Annotated in this window: 27 protein-coding genes; 15 read left to right on the forward strand and 12 right to left on the reverse strand. The window is 55.2% G+C overall.

The window, feature by feature from the left end:
* Nucleotides 1–22 precede the first annotated feature (22 nt).
* Entirely contained in the window at nt 23–496 is a 474-nt protein-coding gene (locus Q0778_RS09585) for a DUF2497 domain-containing protein (protein WP_298306529.1), read from the forward strand.
* 30 nt (nt 497–526) lie between these two features.
* Here Q0778_RS09585 and Q0778_RS09590 read toward each other — a convergent pair whose 3' ends face one another.
* On the reverse strand, nt 527–841 hold the full coding sequence (locus Q0778_RS09590) for a hypothetical protein (protein ID WP_298306526.1): 315 nt from the start codon (nt 839–841) through the stop codon (nt 527–529).
* A gap of 135 nt (nt 842–976) precedes the next feature.
* Here Q0778_RS09590 and Q0778_RS09595 point away from each other — a divergent pair, with 135 nt between their 5' ends.
* The 3 genes from Q0778_RS09595 to xth are packed head-to-tail and all read left to right on the forward strand — an operon-like array spanning nt 977 to nt 2,645.
* Nucleotides 977–1,408: a CBS domain-containing protein gene (locus tag Q0778_RS09595; RefSeq protein WP_298306523.1), complete on the forward strand. Its 432-nt coding sequence runs from the start codon at nt 977–979 to the stop codon at nt 1,406–1,408.
* A 50-nt stretch (nt 1,409–1,458) separates the two neighbouring features.
* Entirely contained in the window at nt 1,459–1,788 is a 330-nt protein-coding gene (erpA, locus tag Q0778_RS09600) for an iron-sulfur cluster insertion protein ErpA (RefSeq protein ID WP_298306520.1), read from the forward strand.
* A gap of 50 nt (nt 1,789–1,838) precedes the next feature.
* Complete coding sequence (gene xth / locus Q0778_RS09605) at nt 1,839–2,645, forward strand: exodeoxyribonuclease III (RefSeq protein ID WP_298335711.1); 807 nt, start codon at nt 1,839–1,841, stop codon at nt 2,643–2,645.
* A gap of 68 nt (nt 2,646–2,713) precedes the next feature.
* On the opposite strand, the gene Q0778_RS09610 is transcribed toward xth, so the two are convergent.
* From Q0778_RS09610 to Q0778_RS09655, 10 genes are all read right to left on the reverse strand, one after another.
* A complete protein-coding gene (locus Q0778_RS09610; protein WP_298306514.1) occupies nt 2,714–3,397 on the reverse strand; it encodes a cell wall hydrolase in 684 nt (227 codons plus the stop codon).
* Nucleotides 3,398–3,607: 210 nt separating this feature from the next.
* Nucleotides 3,608–3,943, reverse strand: a complete 336-nt coding sequence (locus tag Q0778_RS09615) for a DUF1491 family protein (protein WP_298306511.1) — start codon at nt 3,941–3,943, stop codon at nt 3,608–3,610.
* A gap of 9 nt (nt 3,944–3,952) precedes the next feature.
* Nucleotides 3,953–4,408: a PaaI family thioesterase gene (locus Q0778_RS09620; protein ID WP_298306508.1), complete on the reverse strand. Its 456-nt coding sequence runs from the start codon at nt 4,406–4,408 to the stop codon at nt 3,953–3,955.
* The gene (locus Q0778_RS09625) at nt 4,398–4,862 is read right to left on the reverse strand and encodes a PTS sugar transporter subunit IIA (RefSeq protein WP_298306503.1); all 465 of its coding nucleotides are present in this window, start codon (nt 4,860–4,862) and stop codon (nt 4,398–4,400) included. The genes Q0778_RS09620 and Q0778_RS09625 overlap by 11 nt, the downstream gene beginning before the upstream one ends.
* A 165-nt stretch (nt 4,863–5,027) precedes the next feature.
* Nucleotides 5,028–5,591, reverse strand: a complete 564-nt coding sequence (gene raiA, locus Q0778_RS09630) for a ribosome-associated translation inhibitor RaiA (RefSeq protein WP_298306500.1) — start codon at nt 5,589–5,591, stop codon at nt 5,028–5,030.
* A 62-nt stretch (nt 5,592–5,653) separates the two neighbouring features.
* Nucleotides 5,654–6,361, reverse strand: a complete 708-nt coding sequence (gene dnaQ / locus Q0778_RS09635) for a DNA polymerase III subunit epsilon (protein ID WP_298306497.1) — start codon at nt 6,359–6,361, stop codon at nt 5,654–5,656.
* 40 nt (nt 6,362–6,401) lie between these two features.
* Entirely contained in the window at nt 6,402–6,998 is a 597-nt protein-coding gene (gene coaE, locus Q0778_RS09640) for a dephospho-CoA kinase (RefSeq protein WP_298335713.1), read from the reverse strand.
* Nucleotides 6,995–7,849, reverse strand: coding sequence for a shikimate dehydrogenase (locus tag Q0778_RS09645; protein WP_298335715.1), 855 nt, complete (start codon nt 7,847–7,849; stop codon nt 6,995–6,997). The genes coaE and Q0778_RS09645 overlap by 4 nt, the downstream gene beginning before the upstream one ends.
* Nucleotides 7,846–8,436: a Maf family nucleotide pyrophosphatase gene (locus Q0778_RS09650; RefSeq protein WP_298306489.1), complete on the reverse strand. Its 591-nt coding sequence runs from the start codon at nt 8,434–8,436 to the stop codon at nt 7,846–7,848. Before Q0778_RS09650 ends, Q0778_RS09645 begins: the two co-directional genes overlap by 4 nt.
* Nucleotides 8,433–9,278, reverse strand: coding sequence for a pyruvate, water dikinase regulatory protein (locus Q0778_RS09655; protein WP_298306486.1), 846 nt, complete (start codon nt 9,276–9,278; stop codon nt 8,433–8,435). Before Q0778_RS09655 ends, Q0778_RS09650 begins: the two co-directional genes overlap by 4 nt.
* A 332-nt stretch (nt 9,279–9,610) precedes the next feature.
* Between Q0778_RS09655 and hemE the strand changes: the two genes are divergently transcribed.
* The 4 genes from hemE (at nt 9,611) to Q0778_RS09675 (ending at nt 13,033) form a co-directional block, all read left to right on the forward strand.
* Entirely contained in the window at nt 9,611–10,627 is a 1,017-nt protein-coding gene (gene hemE, locus Q0778_RS09660) for a uroporphyrinogen decarboxylase (protein ID WP_298335718.1), read from the forward strand.
* Nucleotides 10,628–10,632: 5 nt separating this feature from the next.
* The gene (locus tag Q0778_RS09665; RefSeq protein WP_298306479.1) at nt 10,633–11,085 is read left to right on the forward strand and encodes a CopD family protein; all 453 of its coding nucleotides are present in this window, start codon (nt 10,633–10,635) and stop codon (nt 11,083–11,085) included.
* 259 nt (nt 11,086–11,344) lie between these two features.
* Nucleotides 11,345–12,610, forward strand: coding sequence for a transcription termination factor Rho (rho, locus tag Q0778_RS09670; RefSeq protein ID WP_298306476.1), 1,266 nt, complete (start codon nt 11,345–11,347; stop codon nt 12,608–12,610).
* A gap of 30 nt (nt 12,611–12,640) precedes the next feature.
* Nucleotides 12,641–13,033: a BLUF domain-containing protein gene (locus Q0778_RS09675; protein WP_298335720.1), complete on the forward strand. Its 393-nt coding sequence runs from the start codon at nt 12,641–12,643 to the stop codon at nt 13,031–13,033.
* Nucleotides 13,034–13,055: 22 nt separating this feature from the next.
* On the opposite strand, the gene Q0778_RS09680 is transcribed toward Q0778_RS09675, so the two are convergent.
* The gene (locus Q0778_RS09680) at nt 13,056–13,460 is read right to left on the reverse strand and encodes a nuclear transport factor 2 family protein (RefSeq protein WP_298335722.1); all 405 of its coding nucleotides are present in this window, start codon (nt 13,458–13,460) and stop codon (nt 13,056–13,058) included.
* A 114-nt stretch (nt 13,461–13,574) separates the two neighbouring features.
* Here Q0778_RS09680 and Q0778_RS09685 point away from each other — a divergent pair, with 114 nt between their 5' ends.
* From Q0778_RS09685 to Q0778_RS09715, 7 genes are all read left to right on the forward strand, one after another.
* Nucleotides 13,575–13,841: a DUF6489 family protein gene (locus Q0778_RS09685; protein WP_298306467.1), complete on the forward strand. Its 267-nt coding sequence runs from the start codon at nt 13,575–13,577 to the stop codon at nt 13,839–13,841.
* Between the two features lie 30 nt (nt 13,842–13,871).
* Nucleotides 13,872–15,158, forward strand: a complete 1,287-nt coding sequence (gene mnmE, locus Q0778_RS09690; RefSeq protein WP_298335723.1) for a tRNA uridine-5-carboxymethylaminomethyl(34) synthesis GTPase MnmE — start codon at nt 13,872–13,874, stop codon at nt 15,156–15,158.
* Between the two features lie 79 nt (nt 15,159–15,237).
* The gene (gene mnmG / locus Q0778_RS09695; protein WP_298335725.1) at nt 15,238–17,091 is read left to right on the forward strand and encodes a tRNA uridine-5-carboxymethylaminomethyl(34) synthesis enzyme MnmG; all 1,854 of its coding nucleotides are present in this window, start codon (nt 15,238–15,240) and stop codon (nt 17,089–17,091) included.
* Entirely contained in the window at nt 17,088–17,729 is a 642-nt protein-coding gene (gene rsmG, locus Q0778_RS09700; RefSeq protein WP_298306458.1) for a 16S rRNA (guanine(527)-N(7))-methyltransferase RsmG, read from the forward strand. The genes mnmG and rsmG overlap by 4 nt, the downstream gene beginning before the upstream one ends.
* A 54-nt stretch (nt 17,730–17,783) precedes the next feature.
* Complete coding sequence (locus tag Q0778_RS09705; protein WP_298306456.1) at nt 17,784–18,563, forward strand: AAA family ATPase; 780 nt, start codon at nt 17,784–17,786, stop codon at nt 18,561–18,563.
* Nucleotides 18,560–19,573, forward strand: a complete 1,014-nt coding sequence (locus tag Q0778_RS09710) for a ParB/RepB/Spo0J family partition protein (RefSeq protein ID WP_298306454.1) — start codon at nt 18,560–18,562, stop codon at nt 19,571–19,573. Before Q0778_RS09705 ends, Q0778_RS09710 begins: the two co-directional genes overlap by 4 nt.
* A gap of 255 nt (nt 19,574–19,828) precedes the next feature.
* Nucleotides 19,829–20,377, forward strand: coding sequence for a DUF4402 domain-containing protein (locus tag Q0778_RS09715; RefSeq protein WP_298306452.1), 549 nt, complete (start codon nt 19,829–19,831; stop codon nt 20,375–20,377).
* Nucleotides 20,378–20,449: the final 72 nt, after the last annotated feature.

A 20,449-nucleotide genomic window follows, 5' to 3' on the forward strand; every position in this document is an offset into this window, starting at 1 on the left:
AACGTGTGAATGGGGCAATTCCTTGGCTAAGAGCGGCGAACCTTCGGTCGAAGAGATTCTTGAGTCGATCAAGAATGTGATGGAACGCGACAGCCGGGCGATGGCAGCTGATGCCAAGCGCCGCAAACGCGCTGGAAGTGAAGAACCTGCCACCAGCGCCGCCGAATCAAATGCCGGTGAGGCATCCGAAGAAGAGATTCTGGATCTTTCAGAACTTGAGCTGGCTGATGTTATTGAGGAACCAGCGAACGCAGATGAACCGCTGATCGCGGAAGAAACTCGAGGGGCGATGCAGGAAAACCTCGCAGCCCTCGCGATGCTCGCAGAACCCGGAGCGAAGCCGCAAATTGTGCGTTCGGGTGAAACCTCGCTGGAAGGACTCACCCGCGAATTGATGCGCCCAATGCTCGCAGAATGGCTCGACAAGAACCTGCCCGGCATGGTCGAAAAAATGGTGCAGGCCGAAATTGCGCGGATCGCCGGCAAGCGCGACTAAGCACCTACCCCAAGAAGATAGGCGAGATTGTTAGTCCTCGTCTTTTGGTGTCCAAAACTCATCGCGGCTGGGCAGGCGATTGTCGACTGATTCGTCATGACCTGTGCCGTTTGAGAGGAAAACAAGGCCCATCAATCCGCCGCCAAGCAGCATTGTGAAACTAATCCCCAACGCGACAGCGATGTAGAAGTGCACTGAAATCGCACCGTTATAGGCGTACAATAGGCCCACAGCGATCGCGACGGTCAATACTGTAACAGTCAGCAAAATCCGCATGATTTGCCGAAACCGTGCCCAGGCGTGAGCAGCATTCTCGGGATCATCGAGGGGCGATTTCTTGACCATTGGGGCTCCATGCGGCGCGGGGGTACAGTTTGCAATGGGGAAGATACGAGCTGTTGGCGGTTTAGGTTTTAACCCTGACGGACTCGCATTTTGGGGCAATTGATGGCATTTTGCTCTTCTCGAGAGGAAATGGCTATGACAATTGCGAAAATCATTGGCGAACGGAGATCATCAGACATTATCTCTTGCGATGTAAACACGCCCGTCAAACAGGTGATCACAATGCTCGCTGGCAAGCGGATTGGTGCCCTCCCCGTCTTGCGCGATGGCAAGGTTGTAGGGATCGTTTCTGAGCGCGATATCGTCTATCACCTTGCTGATGAGGGAAAAGGCTGTCTCGATGGGCCAGTCGAGGGGATCATGACGTCCCCGGCGGTCACCATCGAACCTTCGACCAAGATTGACGACGCGCTAGCCTTGATGACTAAGCGGCGCTTTCGCCATTTCCCAGTGGTCGAGAATGAGGCTCTGGTTGCGTTTGTGTCGATCGGAGATCTGGTGAAAGACAAGATCGACTCAATCGAACACGAGGCAGCGGCGCTGCGAGATTATATTCAGACGGCCTAAGGCAAATACGCGCCCTTGAGGAATGCCTGCGCCAGACTTAGATATGTGTCATGGCTGAAACACTGACTCTCACCCCTACTGCCGCAAAGCGCGTCGCTTGGATCGCGGAAAAGCAGACCAAGCCTGCTATCTTGCGGCTTTCCGTCGAGGGGGGTGGATGCTCCGGTTTCCAGTATAAGTTTGATCTCGCTGACGGTGCTGATGGCGATGACACTGTTAGCGAAACCGACGGGGTTAAGTTGGTTGTCGATCCAGTCAGCCTGGATCTGGTTGGCGGAAGCGTGGTGGATTTCGTCGAGTCCTTGGGTGGTGCGGCATTCCGTGTCGAAAACCCCAATGCAGCGGCTGGTTGCGGCTGCGGCTCAAGCTTCGGCATATAATCCTGAGCAGGCGATAGACGTGGGGGCGGCGATCCTTCATTGGTAACGCCATGAAAATCGCCACTTACAACATCAATGGTGTCAAAGCGCGCCTCCCCCGCCTGAAAGAATGGCTTGAAGAGACGCGGCCAGCGGTTGCTTGCCTTCAGGAAATCAAGAGCCAAGACAAAGACTTCCCCGCCAGCGAGTTTGAAGCGCTTGGCTATCATTTGATCTGGCACGGGCAAAAGAGCTTTAACGGCGTCGCAATCCTTGTGGATGCCAAGGCGGGCTATTCACTGAGCGAAGTGCAGCGGGGGCTGGGGATCGATGGACCCAAAGAGGGAGAAGGTGAACAGTCCCGCTATCTCGAAGCTGATGTCACTAAAGACGGTTCCACCGTCCGAATTGTTTGCATCTACCTTCCGAACGGCAACCCGCAACCGGGCCTCAAATTCGATTACAAACTCGCCTGGATGGAGAAGCTGCGCGCGCGCATGAACGCAATCTGGACTGAGGAAGTGCCCGCAGCAGTGCTGGGTGACTACAATGTTATTCCAGAAGACGACGATGTTTACGCTGTCAAAGCCATGGCCTCAGACGCGCTCATGCAACCCGAATCGCGGGCCGCTTACAACCGGCTACTCGCCGATGGTTGGACCGACGCGGTGCGTACATTGAACCCGAGGGGCGGTGTGTGGACCTATTGGGATTATCAGGCAGGCGCATGGCAGCGCGATCACGGCTTTCGCATTGATCACGTTCTGCTGACACCCGAGCTGGCAGATCGGCTCGAGGCAGTGGGCGTAGATCGCGATCATCGCGGGCGCGAGAAAGCGAGCGATCACGCTCCAACCTGGGCGATTCTCCGCGATTGAGCCGCAAACAAAAGGACCCCGCCCTCGGGGGAGAGGGCAGCGCCTTAAGCCATCAACATGAGCGAAACTCAGCGATAGAAAACGTGTGTGTCAATCGTGGCCACGCGGGTTTTTTTCCGGCTCCATGACGGGCGGACATAGTTCGCATGAAAGTAAACCGCGTTGCTGGCTTCTGACTGCCAGAGGTTGTCATGGGCTATCTGCGCGACCGCTTTTGCGCGCCGCCAGGTCGCTTTCGACGTGTTGATGGAAGGCATGCGGCCCCCGCGGACAAAAGAGAATTGGGCACGCTGATAAACAACGCCGCAATAGCTGGCCGGCCAACGCGAATCTTGTGAGCGGTTGATCACAACCTCCGCCACGGCAAGCTGACCGGCAAGGGGTTCACCGCGTGCCTCAAAATAGACGGCGCCTGCCAGGCAACGCATTTGCTCTGTCAGGTCAGTATCCTTGTCCATGCTTGAGACGAGCTCACCCAAGGATGCGGAATCACCCGGGGTCGGGGACGCTGGTCCAGCGACCGGCTGAACCACTTCGTTGGTGACAAAAGTGATTTCTTTTTCGGAGGCGGCTTGAGGGACGATTTCCACCGTTTCAACCTCAACAGGCTCGGCCCCGCTCTCGGCAACTTCACCTTCAGCGATAAGGTCCTGAGCAAAAGCCTGAGCGCCATCGGCGCTCGAGAAACTCAATCCGGCAATCGCGGCAACGGCGACTGCACTGTATGAATAAGTCTTGCGACTCACTGTCATCTACTTTTTGTGCGGTGAGCGAGCACAGACACAGGCACGAACCATGGAGGTGCGATTTTGTCGCGGGTTTGAGAGGTGGTTCAAAAAGCCTGCCGGCTGCCCCCCGTCTGCGTGCCATTCACTAAGCCGAATTGCTCTGCGGATGGCCTCCGCATCTGGAAGCTGTGCGCCAAATAGTCTCAAACGAAACTATGTCAAGCTAACGGGTGATCACTTGGGCAAAAGCGCGATGAACCGTTCTGGATCATCGATATCCACCTCCAGAACCCAGATGTCGGGATCTTGGGAATGGCGACGAGCAATATACTCGTCGAATTCTGATGGTTTTTCAGAGCCTTGTGACTTCGTGAGCACGAAAGGCCGGGTTCCGTCCAACTGCGGCATTCGTTCGTAAAGCCGTATATCGGCCCCGCGAAACATACTTACAATAAGGATAGTGCCTGCATCGCGCTCGCCTTTGGCTAACACCATAGCGAAGCCACCGTTTGCTTCGGCAAGGCGAATCATGCTTGAGATTTCGAGATGTGCCGGAAGCCGCTCGCTCATCGAGCGCCCTTAGCTTACATAGCCAGGCAGGCTGGAGAGCGGAATGCGCGAACGCATGAAAGTACCCGTACCTCGACCGATTTCATCGCCTTCCGCATCGACCAACCGCGATTCAGCCACCATAACGCGCCGGCGACCGCTGACCCATTTACCCTCTGCCACCACTTCGCCTCCGCGCACAGGTTTGGTGAAGTGGAGGTTGAAACTGGTGGTGAGCAAGAACGTGTCTGTGGCCAGAGTGTTTGCGGCATAGAAGGCCGCATCGTCGAGCATCTTAAAATAGATCGTGCCATGCGCGGCGCCCGCTGCGTGATAGACATCTTCAGATATCGTGAATGTCAGGCGCGAGACACCCTCACCCGTGATGGCAAGTGTGGAATCGAACAGCGAGTTTACCGGCGCGGAGGCATAGAGTCGCTCAAGCGCGCGATAATGCTGGTCTGCCCCGGTCTGCTCAGGCGGCATCGCGGCTCAGGAATTGATTGGTCAGCAAAGCAAAAATTGCTTCTGAATCAGGCGCATCAGCCAGCGCATGGAGCATATTCTCATCGCGCATCAGACGAGAGATCGCCGCCAGCGCATGGAGATGCGTAGCACCTGCATTTTCTGGCGAAACCAACCCAAAGACAAGCGATACTGGAACGGCATCAGCGGCCTTGAAATCGACTGGCTGATCAAGCTTGAGCACCGCAAGGGTAGGGCGCGTAATGGTGGCGAGGCGACAATGTGGAATGGCAACGCCACGCCCAAAGCCGGTGCTGCCAAGCGCTTCGCGCTGCTCCAGCCCTTCGAGCACCTCATGGGCATCCTGACCATATTCTGAGGCGAAAATGACAGAGAGACGGCTCAAAATCTGGTGGCTGGATTCGACGCGAGCAAGCTCTATCGCTTCCGGAACAAGTGCAATATTAACGTCCATGTAAATCCCGAAATCTTGAAGATCCCTATCCCAAGGGGGTGTTCTGAGAAGTCACTAATAGGAAATAGTGCCGCAATTATGGCGCGGTTCCTATTTTCTCTCCGTTGTGAATTGGACCATTCTGACAGCTTCGTGGCTCTCTACCGCCTCCAGATTTTCACGGTCCTAATTGGGTTCAACCCATCCGATCGAGCCATCGGCGCGGCGGTAAACCATATTATGCCTTCCAGTTCCAGCGTTTTTGAAAAATAGTGCGGGCGTGTCGCGCAAATCGAGCATCATGACAGCGTCGGCAACACTGCTCTCGGGCACATCGACGCTGGTCTCGGCTATCACCGGGGGTGCTTCTGCGACCACCTCTTCGACTGCATCTTCGGAAGCGAAAATGGTGTAAGCTGCCTCCTCCTCAGCGCGTACATGTAGAGCGCGTTCGTGGTGATCTTTGAGTCGGCGTTTGTATCGGCGCAGCTGTTTTTCGATTTTGGTCGCTGCGTCATCGAGAGCCTGATGTGCATCGTGCGCCTGACCTTGCGCCTTTAATACAAGACCTTGCATCACATGCATTACGATATCACAGCGGAAAGCCCCAGCAGGGGCTTTGCCAAAGGTCACGTGCGAGGACAGAGCGCGCTCGAAGTGCTTCTCGACAATTCCACCCAGCCGGTCGGTTGCGTGTTCCTGGAGCGCAGCACCGGTTTCCACCTGATGCCCGGAAATTCGCATATCCATACTCGCCCATCCTCCTGTTTATTTTCTTCCGGTGGCCGCACTGGATTGATCGAAGCATGCAATCATCTCGTCCAGATTGCCTCTTTTATTCCAGCGACAAATTTTTCGTGACGCGCCAATTCTTCGGCGCTTGCCGAATGTGGTCGAGGCTCTCTTCGAGCCAATTTGGTTTTCGGTGCTGATGCTGATTCGAAACGAGCGGAGGGATCGACTTGTGAATCGGTCGATTCGGGCTCCGCTGCAAGCTCAAGGCCAATCTGCCGCCCGCCTTTAAGCTCAACATACACCTGCGCGAGCAACTCTGCGTCGAGCAAAGCTCCATGCTTCACCCGATGGCTTCGATCCACACCATAACGGGTACATAGAGCATCGAGCGAAAGCTTGGCACCAGGATGCTTCTTGCGTGCAATCGCGACCGTATCGACCATGCGATCCATCGAAATCGGCTCGCGGCCGACTCGCTGAAGTTCGGCGTTCAAAAAGCCGAAATCGAACCCGGCATTATGCGCAACCAAAGGCGCATCGCCCAGAAAATCAAGCAGTTCGCTTGCGGTTTCGGAGAACAGCGGTTTGCCAGAGAGAAAGTCTATCGAAAGGCCATGCACCGCTTCAGCGGCAGTAGGCATATCGCGCTCCGGATTGTAATAGGCGTGGTAAGTCTCACCAGTTTCGACCCGGTCGACCATTTCAACACAGCCAATTTCGACCATCCGATCCCCGGTTTTGGGGTCCAATCCTGTCGTCTCTGTATCGAAAATTACTTCGCGCATTTGGGTGACTATCGGCGCATGTGCCAGAATGCGCAAGAGGCTAGAGCGGTGCGATTAGCGTCTCGACGAGCGCACGCACCTGTTCCTCGGTTTCTTCAAGGCTCACGCCGGTATCGATAATGTAATCTGCGAGTTCGCGCTTTTCTGCATCGGGTGTTTGCAGCCCCAAAACATGTTCAAATTTCTCGGGTGCCATGCCCGGACGAGCGAGCACCCTTTGGCGTTGAACCTCGGCGGGAGCAGAGACGACTACAACATGGTCGACCTGCGCATGACCGCCGCCTTCAAACAGGAGCGGAATATCGAATAGGATCAGCGGCGCATTAGCGTGTTTCTCAAGGAACTGCGCGCGTTTGCGGCCAACTGCGGGGTGCACAATCGCCTCAAGCCTCGCGAGTTTCTCTTTGTCGGCAAACACAAGCTTGCCCAGCGCCTCACGATTCACACCCTTTTCGCCGGTTGAGCCGGGAAAAGCCGCTTCGATAGCGGGAATCAACTCACCTCGAGGTCCCTGCATTGCTCGAACCTCTGCATCGGCATCGAAAATCGGGATCCCCGCGCGTTCAAACATGGCGGCAACGGTCGATTTACCCATGCCAATGGAGCCGGTCAGGCCAATGATCTTAGGGCGACTCATTGGGTAAGCATCTCCATAAGTTCGACATCATGCTCGCGGGGAGGGGCAACGCCGAAGAACTTCTCAAACGCAAAGGCAGCTTGGCCGATCAGCATGGCAAATCCGTTGATGGTCTCATGCCCCGCCGCACGCGCCGCTTGTAGGAAAGGCGTGTCCGCTGGGCTGGTCACAATATCATAAGCAATGGAGCCAGGCGGTGCATGACTCCAATCGAATTTGAGCGAAGGGTTGCCTGTCATTCCCAATGGCGAGGCATTCACGACCAGATCAAGGCACCCTTCGCGATCATCAAAGGCAAAATCAGTTGGCTCAGCGAAATGATCGAGATGAATCACATGGTGTTCGCCATCGGGAGCTAGCCCATCAAGGATTGCTTGTGCCTTATCAGGGTTTCGACCCGCCAAGACGAGGGTGAAACCTTCTTCCGCCAAAGCCCAAACAATCGCTCTGGCAGCGCCACCGGTCCCAATAATGCGGGCCATACGAAAATAATGCTGCTTCTTCAACTCTTCACGAAGCGGTTCGAGAAATCCATCGATATCAGTGTTGGTGCCAAGAAGTGTCCCGTCTTCCTGCGAAAGAACAGTGTTTACCGCTCCAGCCGCCTCGGCTTTATGATCCACGTCGTACATCTCGTACATGACTGCGCGCTTGTGCGGCATAGTGACATTGCAACCGACCCAGTCAGGATTTTCGCGCATTTCGAGGAGATAATCAGACAAATTCTCACGGGTGACATGCCGCGTTTCGTAAACTCCTGGAATGCCCAGCTTATCGAGCCAGAACCCGTGGATCAGCGGTGATTTAGACTGAGCAATGGGATCACCAATTACATGGGCTGTCGGCGTCACTTGGGAAGCACACCTTGTTCACGCAGTCCCCCCAAGACGGGCAAAAGCGGCATACCAAGAACGGTAAACTGATCACCTTTAATGCTCTCAAACAGCTGCACACCCATCGCCTCAATCCTGAAACAGCCCACTGTGAAGCCAATCTCTGGCCATTCTTGCTCAAGATAATGTTCGATAAACTCAGACGAAAGATCGCGGACTTTCAGCCTCGCACAATCAGTGTGACTCCATTCGCACCCACCATCGCGAACCAAAGCGGCGGCGCTGTGGAGTTCGATCACCTTGCCTGAGAAGAAGGTGAGATGCTCGACGGCATTTTCGCGCGATGTCGGCTTATCAAAGCGACTACCTTGCACAACGACGAGAGAATCGCTTCCCAAAACCAGTGCCCCGGGGTGGGCCGTGGCCACTTCAGCGGCCTTTGCCACGCTCAGCGCCTCGGCGATATCGGCTGGTTCAGTGCCTTCGAGGCTCTTCTCGATAGATCGCTCGTCTACATCAGCAGGAACCGCCTTATAGCTAACACCGGCCGCATCGAGCATCGCCCGGCGCGAGGCCGATTTTGAAGCGAGTATCAGATTGGTCATATGGGTTTGCTCACACCATCAACTTGCCGCTCTTTACGATGGCGCTCTTGCACCAGCCGAATAATCGCCGCGGCGCTTTCCTCAATCGAACGGCGAGTGACATCAATCACCGGCCAGCCGTTGTCAGCAAACATCCGGCGGGCAAATTGCAGTTCGTCCTTCACCGTGTCATTGTCGACGTAGGAGGTCGCCGTGCCTTCGTTCAACGACAAAAGGCGATTACGACGGATCTGCACCAGCCGTTCGGGCGCAGTGGTAAGCCCGACAACCAAAGGGTGGCGAAGTCCAAAGAGAGCCTTTGGTGGCGGACTTTCGGGCACAAGCGGGATATTTGCGACCTTATATCCGCGGTTAGCAAGGTAGATGCTGGTCGGTGTTTTGGAGCTGCGCGATACGCCTGCAAGCACGATATCGGCTTGCTCCCAGTTTTCGTGTCCGATGCCGTCATCGTGTGCAATAGTGTATTGTATCGCATCGACGCGTTTGAAATAGTCGTCATCCATCGAGTGCTGTCGACCAGGCCGACCGTGCGCTTCCTGACCAAATTGCGATTCAAGCGCTGCCGTGACTTGATCGAGTACAGGCACAGCTGGCAGACCCAGATGCCTGCAATGCTCCTCCAACCTCTTGCGCGTCTCCGGATTGACGAGCGTAAAAAGCACGAGACCTGGGTTCTCAGCCAAATCAGGAACGATGCGATCCAGATGCTGGCGCGAGCGCACCATCGGCCAGAAATGTCTGCTGACATCAGGATCATCAAACTGAGCGATGGCAGCCTTGGCTATCATCTCGAGCGTTTCACCGGTGGAATCCGAGACAAGGTGCAGATTCAAACGGCTCATGAGATGATTCGCTGGAGGCTCATTTGGCTTGTGGACAGACATGCGCATAAACCACGGGAGAGAAGCGTCGACAAGCATGGGACAAAGATTCCTGCCCATTAACTGGCAATTCCTCTTTCTATTTATAGACATCGCAGAGCCAATCTCGACAGGCTGGGAAGATTGGGGATAGTTCTCGCTTGACCCAGCGGGCTTGCGGAGTCGCACCAATGCAAAACTCATCAGGCCTCAACCAACGGACCGGGGAAACACCGGTAATTCCCGCTTTCCACAGGGCCAACAGACTCCATCAATCCTTTTAAATTTATAATTTATTTGTTTAGAGAAGAGCCATGCCTGGTCCATTGCTCGAAACCCTGAAGGGTCACCGCCAAGAAACCGCTCCTATTTGGCTTATGCGCCAAGCGGGTCGATATCTTCCAGAATATCGCGAGCTTCGTGCTGAGAAAGGCGGCTTTCTAGAGCTTGTCTATGATAGCGAGGCGGCGGCTGAAATTACGGTGCAGCCGATAAAACGGTTCGGCTTTGACGGAGCCATTCTCTTTTCGGATATTCTGATAGTCCCTCATGCCATGGGGCAGGGGTTGGAATTTCTTGCAGGCGAAGGTCCGAAGCTCAGCCCAACTCTGCTCGAGACAGAGCTTCATAGCTTTACGCCAACCTTTGAAAGGTTCGATCCGGTTTACGAAACCGTGCGCCGGACCAGAGCTCAGATTTCTGATCAGGTAACGATGCTGGGCTTTGTGGGCTCACCTTGGACAGTCGCGACTTACATGATTGCCGGGGAAGGCTCCAAGGATCAGGGAAAAGCACGGCTGTTGGCGTATCAAGACCCTCAACGGATGCAGGCGATCTGCGATGCGATTATCGAAGTGTCGGTTGAGTATCTGCGCGGGCAGATCGATGCAGGTGCTGAGGCGGTGCAGCTGTTTGACAGCTGGGCAGGCAGCCTTGCTCCGGATCAGTTTGAACGCTGGGTGATTGCTCCCAATGCCAAGATTACAGCAGCGATCAAGCAAAGCCACCCCGACACGCCCGTAATCGGCTTTCCAAAGGGGGCTGGTGAAAAGCTACCATCCTATGCACGCGAGACGGGTGTGGACGCAGTGGGGCTTGATGAATCGCTTGATCCCGCTTGGGCAAACGCGGCTTTGCCTGAGGGAATGCCGGTTCAAGGCAATCTCGATCCGCTCCTCGTTGAAGCTGGCGGTGATGCGCTGCCAAAACGAATACAGACCGTGCTCGAGGCATTCGAAGATCGTCCTCATGTCTTCAATCTTGGCCACGGCATCGGCCAGTTCACCCCAATTGAGCATGTTGAAACGCTCTTGAAAGCTCTGAGAGGCTGACCGGGATGCGAGACGTGCTAATGACAATCTATCCTTGGCTCACCGCCGGCCATGTGATCTTCATGGTGTTCTGGCTCGCCGGCCTTTTCATGCTTCCGCGCCAATGCATTTACATTCTCGATGCAGCGCCCGGGTCCGAGGAAGAGGCCAAGTGGTCGCACCGGATGGGCCTTTTGCGAAAAATCATCCTGTCACCGAGCATGATCGTGGTTTGGGTATTGGGTCTGACGCAGGCAGTTGCGATGGACATGTTCTCGCAAGGATGGCTCCACATCAAAATCACACTTGTGGTCATTCTGACAGCCTATCACGGTTGGTTAGTCGGACAGACGAAGAGGATGGCTCGTGGGGAACGTCCCTTGGATGAGAAGACACTGCGTTTGGTGGGGGAAATTCCCGGAATTCTGCTCATTCTCATCATCGTCACCCTTTATGTGGGTCGCCTCTATCTGGTCTGAGCAGGTAACTGTTTTTCCGTGAGGTTCAGGGATTGATCATTCATGGATTGACCAAGGCATGTTCGGACCCTATTTTGCGCGCCAACCAACCGGAAGGTCACCTGCAATCGGCAGGAGGCCAATCTGCTTTCTCCAAGCCCTGCCTTTGCCCGCTGTAATGCGGCGAGGCGCCTCTTTCACAAAGAGGTACTGATGTCCGGTTCTCCCCTGGCGCGAAAGCAGTGCCTTCGCGTCCTTTGAACTTGGAATTTGATTAGTCATGCATCTCAAAGACTTAAAAGAACGCACCCCCGCTGATCTCGTCGCCATGGCGGAAGAGCTTGGCGTTGAAGGCGCGTCAACTATGCGCCGTCAGGACCTTATGTTCTCGATCCTGCGCGAGCTTGCTGAGGATGAGGAATATGAAGAGAAGATCATGGGCATCGGCACTATTGAAGTGTTGCAAGATGGCTTTGGTTTTCTGCGCTCACCAGAGGCGAATTACCTTGCTGGGCCCGACGATATCTATGTTTCACCCAACCAGATCCGCAAATGGGGCCTTCGTACAGGTGACACGGTTGAAGGTGAAATCCGCGCGCCGAAAGACGGTGAACGCTATTTTGCGCTAACCGGCCTGAGCACGGTAAACTTTGAGGAGCCTGACGCGGTTCGCATGCGGACCAACTTTGATAACCTCACTGCGCTCTATCCAACCGAGAAATTGAGTCTCGATACGCTTGATCCGACGGTTAAAGACAAGTCAGCTCGCGTCATCGACATCATTTCTCCGCAAGGGAAGGGCCAGCGTGCCCTAATTGTGGCTCCACCGCGCACGGGTAAGACGGTTCTTCTACAGAACATCGCAAAGGCGATCACGGACAACCACCCAGAGGTGTTTCTGCTTGTTCTTTTGGTCGATGAACGCCCGGAAGAAGTCACCGATATGCAGCGCAGCGTGAAAGGTGAGGTGATCTCTTCAACCTTTGACGAGCCTGCAACGCGTCACGTTCAAGTCGCTGAAATGGTTATTGAAAAGGCCAAACGCCTGGTTGAGCACAAGAATGACGTGGTCATTCTACTCGATTCTATCACCCGCCTTGGTCGCGCCTATAACACGGTTGTGCCATCCTCGGGTAAGGTGCTTACAGGCGGTGTGGATGCCAATGCGCTCCAACGGCCGAAGCGCTTCTTTGGTGCGGCACGTAACATTGAGGAGGGCGGTTCGCTTTCGATTATCGCCACCGCTCTGATCGATACGGGAAGCCGTATGGATGAAGTTATCTTTGAAGAGTTCAAAGGCACGGGTAATTCTGAAATCGTTCTTGATCGCAAGGTCTCTGACAAACGTATCTTCCCCGCGCTCGATGTGGGCAAGTCGGGCACCCGTAAGGAAGAGCTGCTGGTCGAGAAGGACAAGCTGTCCAAGATGTGGGTGCTGCGCCGTATCCTTATGCAGATGGGCACCGTAGATGCGATGGAGTTCCTCCTTGATAAGATGAAGGATTCCAAGACAAATGAAGATTTCTTCGATACGATGAATCAATAAAAGCCATACGGCTCGGGGAGGGGTCAAAGCTTGATAAGTCAGTACGTCTATATCAGCACCGCGCAGGGCCTTTCCCGCGAGGAGGTTGAAGCTATCCTTGCCGTTTGCGCGCGAAACAACGTTGCGCAGAAAGTAACAGGGCTTTTGCTCTATAACGGCCGGAATTTCCTCCAGCTCTTGGAAGGCGCTAAAGATACGCTTGATCGCCTTATGCAGAATATAGAAGCAGATCCCCGCCATGCCGGCGTTGCGATCCTGCACAAGGGCGAGGTTGACGACCGTGTTTGTCCTGATTGGGCCATGAAGCGCATTGCGATCACCGAAGCGATTGAACAGCGCCAACAAAGGCTTGAAGAGGAATTGCCTAGCCTGATCAATCCGGCGATCCGCAAGATCGTGCTGAATTTTGCGATGCTCAATTGAACTTGGGCTCCTACTCTCGAGCTCACTCTTTCTTAAGCTGAGCTCCCATCATCTCCCAGACCTTGTTTACAGCTTTCAATGGTCGAACCATCACTTTGAAATCAATGATCTTTCCATCACTATCGAACGTGATCATGTCGACTCCATTGACTTGAATTCCTTCCATCTCGGTCTGGAATTCAAGTACGGCGGTCTGATCGCTCACAACCTCACGCAAATACTCAAAGCTGTCGTTTCCAAGCGTCTTGCCCGCGGCTGAAAGATAGGCGGTGGTGATTGCGCGTCCAATTTGAGGGGTGTGGACGACGGGGGAGTGAAACACCACGTCTTCATGCAAAATTTCGGAGAGCGCTTCCACTGAGCTCCCGCTTGAAATCACCGCGTGCCAGTGTTCAAGGCCCAAATGCGCTGAGGAAGGTTGAGTCATACTGAACATTCATCCGATCGTTGTCTGAAGAATCAAGCCTAGCCATTGCCTGGAGTTTGATGCAAACCAAAATTCAGGCGGTTAACGAAGCGCTTTGAAAAGAGGGAGATGGCGATGAAGATTAATGTGGAAGTCGATTGCACACCCCAGGAAGCGCGCGAGTTTCTCGGTCTCCCAGACGTTAGCGAAGCGAACAACCTCTACGTCGACAACATCACCAAGGCGATGCAAGGGGTCCAGAATCCTGCGCAACTACAAGAATACGCTCAAGCACTCGCTCCGATGGGACAGATGGGACTGAAGATGTTCCAGAGCTTTGTCGAAGGCGGAATGCGCGCCGCGGGGGGGTCATCACGCTCAAAATCCAAGTCTGACGATTGATTTCTCGGCCCGGATAAGAGCGAATTGAGCATGAATACGGGCACCCAGACCATTTTTGCTGTCTCAAGCGGTTCGCCCCCCGCTGCCATTGGTGTTATCCGCATAAGCGGCCCACAGGCTGGACATGCGTTACAAACCCTGTCCCGCCGTGAAATCCCGGCCCGCCGGGCCTCCTTGGGACGGCTTTATGGCGCCTCCGGCGATATTCTCGACGAGGCGCTGCTGTTGTGGTTTCCTGGCCCCGCTACGGCGACGGGTGAAGATCTGGCTGAACTCCATTGTCACGGGGGCAGGGCGGTTTTGGCGGCGGTTTGCGCTGAACTGGACAGCATGGACGGCGTGCGTCCGGCCCAAGAGGGTGAATTCACCCGTCGAAGTTTTGCCAATGGTCGGATTGACCTCGCGGAGGCAGAGGGACTTGCCGATCTTCTTGAAGCGGAAACTGAGCTTCAGCGGGCTGCGGCAATCAGCAATGCGAGCGGGAATCTGTCGGGGAAGGTCGAAAGATGGCGTGACACTGTCTTGCAACTCTCGGCACAGGTAGAAGCGGCGCTTGATTTCTCGGATGAGGATGATGTCAGTGAACTGCCCGAGGGATTGGCCTTAAGCATCTCCGCCCTGGCTGAAACGTTGATTGAATGGCTATCCCGGCCTCGCTCCGAGCGTCTCAAAGACGGATTCCGCGTTGTTCTTGCCGGACCTCCAAATTCCGGGAAATCCACCCTGTTCAATGCTCTGGTGGAGAGTGAAGCGGCCATCACATCGCCAATCGCTGGCACAACCCGCGATGTAATCGAACGCAGCGTGGCGATCATGGGTGTGCCCTTCGTTTTTGTCGACACGGCGGGCCTTCGGGAGGAAGGTGCTGAGGAAATCGAGACAATCGGTATTGAGCGAGCTCGCAGTGAGCTGGCAAAGGGTGATTGCATCTTGTGGCTCGGTCCTGAAGGTGAAGGGCCTGAGAGGGCTTGGGAAGTGGCCGCGCGTATGGATAGCCCTGATTTCACACCAAAAAACGCTGCCCGACATACGGTCTCGGCAACCACTGGTGCAGGTATTTTTGATCTGAAAGATGCTTTGGTCCAACTTGCGCGGGATATTCTGCCAAAACCGGGTGAGGCGGCGCTCAACGCACGCCAGCACGAACGATTGAGCGAGGCGCGAGAGGCTCTGGTTTCCGCAACGAACCAAAGCGACTTGCTTCTTATCGGTGAGGATCTGAGGAGCGCACGGGTCGCTTTCGACCATTTGATTGGGCGTTCTACCACGGAAGATATGCTTGACGCACTGTTTGGCCGCTTTTGTATCGGGAAGTAGCGTCTTTTGACCGTATCAAGTGCATGTTTCACGTGAAACAGCTTTGACGCAGCAACGGTGAGAGCCTATTTGGCGCCCTATGCAAAACTTCGATGTTCTTGTGATAGGCGGCGGCCACGCCGGTGTGGAGGCGGCTTGCGCAGCTGCTCGCATGGGTGCTCGTACAGGGCTGATCAGTTTCGATCTTGAAGCGATTGGAGCGATGAGTTGCAATCCAGCAATAGGTGGCCTCGGGAAGGGCCATTTGGTTTGCGAGGTCGATGCGCTCGACGGTATTATCGGGCGGGCTGCCGATGCCGGTGCCATCCACTACCGCATGCTTAACCGCTCAAAGGGTAGCGCAGTATGGGGGCCGCGGGTCCAGGCGGACCGCAAACTATTCAAGGCGGAGGTTCAGCGGCTTGTCAAAGCACAGGGGAACCTGGCTCTTATCGAGGGAGAGGCCGCAGCACTTTCGCTTGTTGGCGGGCGTGTTGCGGGTCTTGAACTTGCCGATGGCACAATTGTTGAGGCTGGCCGGGTTATCCTGTGCACCGGGACTTTTCTTGGTGGCGTGTTGTTTCGCGGTGAAGAACGGTTTGAAGGCGGGCGCATCGGAGAGAACGCAGCTAGTCGCCTGGCCGAGCAATTGCGCGGTGCAGAGCTTCCCATGGCGCGCCTAAAGACGGGTACGCCGCCGCGCCTTGATGGCCGGACAATTGATTGGTCTCAGCTGGATGAGCAACATTCCGACAACGAGCGTTGGACCATGTCGGCGATTTCTAGGGGGCGCTGCAATCAGCAGATATGCTGTGGGATCACACGCACCACGCAGGCTTCTCACGATATCATCCGTGAGAATCTGCATCGTTCTCCGCTCTTCTCTGGTGCCATAGGTGCCGCCGGGCCACGCTATTGCCCTTCGATCGAGGATAAGATCCACCGCTTTGGCGACCGGGATGGGCATCAGATCTTCTTGGAGCCCGAGGGGCTCGACACTCATTTCATCTATCCCAATGGGATTAGCACCTCACTCCCAGTTGATGTTCAGCACGAAATGCTGCGTGCGATGCCTGGTCTTGGTGAAGTTGAGATGGAAGTGCCGGGTTATGCGGTGGAGTATGATCATATCGATCCACGGGCGCTGACCCCCGATCTCCAGCTTAGAGCTATTCCTGGCCTCTACTGTGCTGGTCAGATCAACGGCACGACTGGTTACGAAGAGGCCGCTGCACAGGGCCTTGTGGCAGGACTTGAGGCCGCTGCTGCGGCGTTGGGTAAGGATGCACCCAGTCTTGACCGGGCAAACTCCTACATAGCGGTCATGATCGATGATTTGACGCTTCAAGGTGTTAGCGAGCCGTATCGCATGCTCACATCGCGAGCGGAGTATCGCCTACGTTTACGTGCGAACAATGCCTCCACACGGTTGACTGAGCTAGGTCTGGAGGCGGGCTGTGTCGGCGAGGAGCGGGCAAATTGGTTCAGGGCACGCAGTGTTTCACGTGGAACAGTTGGGCAGGGCTTTGCCAAGCGTGTGCATTCACGCGAGTTGGCAGATGCTGGTCTGAATGTTCGCAGGGATGGTGGAGACAAGCCAGTCGAAGAGTGGCTTCGTCACGGTGGAGTCACCCTTGAAACACTAGCCCCGTGGCTCGGCGAACTCTCAGACATCGAACCCAGCCTCATCGAAGAAATGGCTGAAGATGCGACTTATGCTCCCTACCTTGCGCGTCAAGAGGCTGAACTTCGCGATTTGAGGGCGAGCGAAGAACTCGCTCTGGCCCCGGATTTTCCATATGAACAGGTTCCGGGTCTCTCGAATGAGATGGTAGAGCGACTCAGTCAGGCGGCTCCGGTGAGTCTGGCGGCGGCAGGCCGTGTTTCAGGGGTCACTCCTGCGGCGTTGTCTGCACTCCTTGTTCATGCACGGCGGTGGCAAAGCGCAGCGTGACTGGACAGGAAATCCTAACAACGGAAACTGATGCACGGGATTATGTGCACGGCCTTGCCGATCAAGAGGCTCAAGAGCGCCTTGGGCGCTACACCGAGTTACTTCTCGATGAGAACCAGCGGCAAAACCTTATCAGCAAACCGAGCGAGACTAATCTATGGGTGCGGCATATAGCCGACAGCGCTCAGTTGCTTGAGCATGTCGGTGCCCCAGAAGACTGGAGTCACGCCCCTGGTCCATGGCTTGACCTTGGTTCTGGGCCCGGTTTGCCCGGCCTTGTGATTGCGATCTTACGCCCGCAACTTCCTGTAGTATTGGTGGAATCGCGGGGACGCCGGGTTGAGTTTCTCCAGAGATGTGTGTCCGAACTTGCGCTCGATCACTGTGAGGTTCTTGGGGATCGATTGGAGCGCGTCCGGCCCTTTCAAGCATGGGTCATTTCGGCACGCGCCTTTGCTCCATTACCAAAGCTCCTTCGTTTATCCGCACCCTTCTCCACAAAGGCGACACGCTACCTCTTGCCTAAAGGGCGATCGGCAGCGCACGAACTGAAAGAGGCTAAAGCGTCGACTCGGAACATGTTTCACGTGAAACATTCGTTGACCGATGCAGAAGCAGGGATCATCGTGAGCAAATAGGTATCGGAAGCGCCAAGTGCGCTTGTCGATGCCCTTCAGCAACGGGAGTAGGCAGTGCTAACAATTGCCATTGCAAATCAGAAGGGCGGGGTAGGGAAGACCACGACCGCTATCAATATGGCGACCGCTATGGCGGCTACGGGTTGGCGCACGTTGCTGGTTGATCTTGACCCCCAGGGCAATGCTTCAACGGGACTTGGGATTGAGGCCTCAATGCGTGAGCTTTCGAGCTATGATCTGCTCGTGGAAAATCTCCCGATCTCTGATGTGACCTACGAAACTAGCATTCCTGGTCTCGATATTGTGCCGGCCACCGTCGATTTGAGCGGAGCTGAGGTTGAATTGGTCTCGGTTGAGGAGCGTGCAGAACGCTTGCGTGCAGCTCTTTCCCAACACACTGATCACGATATCTGTTTCATCGATTGTCCACCCTCGCTGGGGCTTTTGACGCTAAATGCGCTTTGTGCAGCAGACTCTATCCTTGTGCCGCTTCAATGCGAATTTTTTGCTTTGGAGGGCCTTAGTCAGCTCTTGCAAACCGTTGAAAGGGTTCAGCAAATGTTCAACCCATCGCTTAGTATCATCGGCGTCGCGTTGACCATGTTTGATCGGCGCAATCGCCTGACAGATCAGGTGTCGGACGATGTGCGCGATTGTCTGGGTGATCTTGTGTTCGAAACAGTTATTCCGCGCAATGTGCGTCTGTCTGAGGCGCCAAGCCATGGCCTTCCCGCTTTGGTGTACGATCACAGCTGTGTTGGAAGTCGCGCTTACATTGCGCTTGCGCGCGAACTTATTGGACGTTTTCCTCCTGAAAGGCAGGCAGCAGCATGAGCGGCAAGACCACAGACCCCATCCGTTTCTCCGTGCCTCAGCGTGGCCCTGCTGATCGTAAGAAGAAGCTTGGCAAAGGTCTCGGTGCACTTTTGGGCGAGACCAAGCGAGAAGAGCCCCTTGTTGCGCAGGATGGTGTTGCGCAGGATGGTGGATTGAAGGCCACGCATGCCGGCCAATCGGTTGAAAGTCCCGAAATTACGTCCGATTCTCCTTTGAAGTCATTACCGATTGCGTCAATCGAACCGCTGCCAGGGAACCCGCGCAAGCACTTCGATGAAGCAGCTCTCGAAGAATTGGCGGCATCGATCGCCTCGCGCGGAGTGATTCAGCCGATTATCGTGCGTCCTAAAGGGAAAGGACGCTACCAGCTGGTCGCGGGTGAGCGACGCTGGCGCGCCGCGCAGAAAGCGAGACTGCACCAAATTCCGGCGCTTGTTCGCGAATTGAGCGAACGCGAAGTCATGGCCCTGGCGCTTATCGAAAACCTCCAACGCGAGGATCTCAACCCTGTCGAAGAGGCACGGGCATATCAGCGCCTCTCAGACGATGAGGGCATGACTCAGGCCGAGATAGCCCGCATGGTGGAAAAATCCCGGAGCCATGTTGCTAATATTCAACGCCTTTTGGGCCTGCCAGAGCCAGTTCTTGATCTTGTAGAGGGTGGGAAACTCTCGATGGGTCACGCGCGCGCACTCGTTGGGCACGAAGAGGCCACAAAGCTCGCAAAGCTGGCGGTCAATGATAACCTCTCGGTACGCGAGATCGAGAAATTGGTTCGTAAAGCCGGCAAGGCGGTGAGTGAAGGCGCGGCGACACCAAAGGCCATCGCCATTTCAGGCGATGACGCTGATATCATTGCGGTCCAGCGGCATCTGGAAGAGTTCCTGGGTCTCACAGTTCGGATCAAGGCGGATGCCGACCCTCGAACTGGTGCAATTACCATTAAGTATGGCTCGCTCGATCAGCTCGATTTGGTCTGTCAGCGCCTTACAGGTGGTGATTTTTAAGAAGAATTTTCGCGACACCTGAAAGTAAAAATCCAAAAATTTCAGTGTTCTAATGCGCTTCAGTGCAAAACCTTACGCGATTGTTAACCACACCTAAAAACGAAAGCGGAACCCCGGACTTCTACTTAGGTCTGACGAACGAGGAAAAATACGTTCGGTTAGGGTGATCTAGGCGCAGTGATTCGCGACGGGTTGCGAGAGTGCTTTCGCGGTCATCCTGGCAATAAGGAAAAGAACTTTCGGAAGGACCACTTAATGACCAAGATCATCCGCTCAGCAGCAGCAGGCGTAGCGCTCTTTGCCGCTATGGGCCTCGGCTCAGCTGCTCACGCACAAGTTTCTGAAAGCGCAGATGCACGAGCAGAAGTTCTCGCTGCGCTCCAACTCACCAACGATGCCGACCTGGACTTTGGCGCTCTCGTACTGAACGCGGGCTCAGCCGGCGGTAGCGTGACTGTCGACTCAACCGGCTTCCGCGACTGCTTTGGTGACGTAATTTGCGGCCCAGGTGGAACCGAGCAAGCATCGACCTTCACTGTAACTGGTGCTGCAAACACCAACGTTCTTGTGTCGGTACAGGATCTTTTCACGAACCCAGTGTCCCTGACGCACACCGGTTTTGCGGGTTCACCGAATGCTGAGCACAATATCGAGTTGACCGGCCTAGATGACGGGTCATTCGGTGGCTTTTTCGGCTTCAGCGGCAGCGAAAGCTTCAATGTTGGCGGCACGATCGACCTCGATGGTAGCGAAGTTGCTGGCACCTATGTTGGTTCATTCGACGTAACCGTCGAGTACCAGTAAACTCCTCGCTTTGGGCGCCAAGACAGCTTGGCGTCACTCGAGAAGAGCACGAAAGCCGCACCCTTACTAAAG

It is taken from the genome of uncultured Erythrobacter sp., assembly GCF_947502395.1.
In the GTDB taxonomy this organism is placed as follows: domain Bacteria; phylum Pseudomonadota; class Alphaproteobacteria; order Sphingomonadales; family Sphingomonadaceae; genus Erythrobacter.

Excerpts from the sequence above, each read along its gene's own strand:
- Q0778_RS09615 (WP_298306511.1), bottom strand. The coding sequence starts at position 3,943 with ATGAGCGAGCGGCTTCCGGCACATCTCGAAATCTCAAGCATGATTCGC.
- Q0778_RS09625 (WP_298306503.1), bottom strand. The coding sequence starts at position 4,862 with ATGGACGTTAATATTGCACTTGTTCCGGAAGCGATAGAGCTTGCTCGC.
- raiA (WP_298306500.1), bottom strand. The coding sequence starts at position 5,591 with ATGGATATGCGAATTTCCGGGCATCAGGTGGAAACCGGTGCTGCGCTC.
- erpA (WP_298306520.1), top strand. The coding sequence starts at position 1,459 with ATGGCTGAAACACTGACTCTCACCCCTACTGCCGCAAAGCGCGTCGCT.
- coaE (WP_298335713.1), bottom strand. The coding sequence starts at position 6,998 with ATGAGTCGCCCTAAGATCATTGGCCTGACCGGCTCCATTGGCATGGGT.
- xth (WP_298335711.1), top strand. The coding sequence starts at position 1,839 with ATGAAAATCGCCACTTACAACATCAATGGTGTCAAAGCGCGCCTCCCC.
- hemE (WP_298335718.1), top strand. The coding sequence starts at position 9,611 with ATGCCTGGTCCATTGCTCGAAACCCTGAAGGGTCACCGCCAAGAAACC.
- dnaQ (WP_298306497.1), bottom strand. The coding sequence starts at position 6,361 with ATGCGCGAAGTAATTTTCGATACAGAGACGACAGGATTGGACCCCAAA.
- Q0778_RS09715 (WP_298306452.1), top strand. The coding sequence starts at position 19,829 with ATGACCAAGATCATCCGCTCAGCAGCAGCAGGCGTAGCGCTCTTTGCC.
- Q0778_RS09620 (WP_298306508.1), bottom strand. The coding sequence starts at position 4,408 with ATGCCGCCTGAGCAGACCGGGGCAGACCAGCATTATCGCGCGCTTGAG.
- Q0778_RS09650 (WP_298306489.1), bottom strand. The coding sequence starts at position 8,436 with ATGACCAATCTGATACTCGCTTCAAAATCGGCCTCGCGCCGGGCGATG.
- Q0778_RS09590 (WP_298306526.1), bottom strand. The coding sequence starts at position 841 with ATGGTCAAGAAATCGCCCCTCGATGATCCCGAGAATGCTGCTCACGCC.
- Q0778_RS09685 (WP_298306467.1), top strand. The coding sequence starts at position 13,575 with ATGAAGATTAATGTGGAAGTCGATTGCACACCCCAGGAAGCGCGCGAG.
- Q0778_RS09595 (WP_298306523.1), top strand. The coding sequence starts at position 977 with ATGACAATTGCGAAAATCATTGGCGAACGGAGATCATCAGACATTATC.
- mnmE (WP_298335723.1), top strand. The coding sequence starts at position 13,872 with ATGAATACGGGCACCCAGACCATTTTTGCTGTCTCAAGCGGTTCGCCC.
- rho (WP_298306476.1), top strand. The coding sequence starts at position 11,345 with ATGCATCTCAAAGACTTAAAAGAACGCACCCCCGCTGATCTCGTCGCC.
- Q0778_RS09665 (WP_298306479.1), top strand. The coding sequence starts at position 10,633 with ATGCGAGACGTGCTAATGACAATCTATCCTTGGCTCACCGCCGGCCAT.
- Q0778_RS09710 (WP_298306454.1), top strand. The coding sequence starts at position 18,560 with ATGAGCGGCAAGACCACAGACCCCATCCGTTTCTCCGTGCCTCAGCGT.
- Q0778_RS09680 (WP_298335722.1), bottom strand. The coding sequence starts at position 13,460 with ATGACTCAACCTTCCTCAGCGCATTTGGGCCTTGAACACTGGCACGCG.
- Q0778_RS09655 (WP_298306486.1), bottom strand. The coding sequence starts at position 9,278 with ATGAGCCGTTTGAATCTGCACCTTGTCTCGGATTCCACCGGTGAAACG.
- Q0778_RS09610 (WP_298306514.1), bottom strand. The coding sequence starts at position 3,397 with ATGACAGTGAGTCGCAAGACTTATTCATACAGTGCAGTCGCCGTTGCC.
- mnmG (WP_298335725.1), top strand. The coding sequence starts at position 15,238 with ATGCAAAACTTCGATGTTCTTGTGATAGGCGGCGGCCACGCCGGTGTG.